Source organism: Oleiphilus sp. HI0061, assembly GCF_001635675.1.
This window is the reverse complement of record NZ_LWFE01001502.1, coordinates 1-1,103: the sequence shown is the minus strand read 5'-3', so window position 1 is coordinate 1,103 and position 1,103 is coordinate 1. Positions and strand designations below refer to the sequence as shown.

The 1,103-nt window shown below is 44.2% G+C and carries 1 protein-coding gene; it reads right to left on the bottom strand.

The annotated features are described in order from the left end of the window. The coding region (locus A3735_RS23420) for an NADH:ubiquinone reductase (Na(+)-transporting) subunit B (protein ID WP_068638763.1) at positions 1-1,043 on the bottom strand (1,043 nt) is incomplete at its 3' end. Positions 1,044-1,103: the final 60 nt, after the last annotated feature.

Here is a 1,103-nt window from a genome sequence, read left to right as displayed (position 1 = left end):
ATGAGCGCACCAAATACAAACTTACCTTGGTTAGTCATTGATGCGGATACTGGGTCTGTTGCCATAAAAAACATCCCGAACGCAAAACCACCAATAACAAGATGCCAATAAAAAGGCATTGCAAACATAGGGTTAGTGTCAGAGCCGATCATATTGAAGATAAGTGACATTGCTGTCATACCACCAAATACACCAACAACGATACGCCAGGAAGCAATTTTGGTTGCAAGCAATGCAAAACCGCCAATCATAATCGCTAGCGTCGAAGTTTCACCAATTGAGCCCTGAATAAAGCCTAAGAACGCGTCGACCCATGAAACTGATTGGTTAAGACCTTCAATTCCGCTGGCTGCAACAATGCTTAGAGGCGTCGCGCCACTAAAGCCGTCGACAGCAGTCCAAACTGCGTCGCCCGAAATCTCGGCAGGGTATGCAAAGAACAAAAACGCACGACCAGTTAAGGCTGGGTTCAAGAAGTTCTTGCCTGTACCGCCAAAAATTTCCTTACCAACAACAACACCAAAGGAAATACCTAGAGCAACCTGCCACAAGGGGATATCAGCTGGAACGATTAAGGTAAATAGTATTGAAGTAACAAAAAAGCCTTCGTTAACTTCATGCTTACGCACGGTGGCAAACAACACTTCCCAAAAACCACCCACTACAAACACTGTCAGGTAGATAGGTATATAGTATGCTGCGCCATATACGAAGTTATGAAGAATATTTGACGCATCATGGCCAATGAAAAACATGCTATGCCAATCGGTTGGTATAGTACCCAGCCCAGCCGCTATAGCAGTATTTGCCTGGAAACCGACGTTCCAAATACCAAAAAACATAGCAGGGAATGCGCACAACCAAACCGTAATCATAATACGCTTAAGGTCGATACCATCTCTAACATGAGATGTGGTTTTGGTTACACTTGATGGCGAATAAAAAATGGTGTCAGCAGCTTCGTAAAGCGCATACCACTTCTCGTACTTGCCCCCTTTCTCGAAATGGGGCTCCATTTTATCTAAAACTGTTCTAAGTCCCATGATCAACCCTCAATTTCGATTCGAGTCAGATTCTCTCGTAGAATCGGACCGTACTCATAC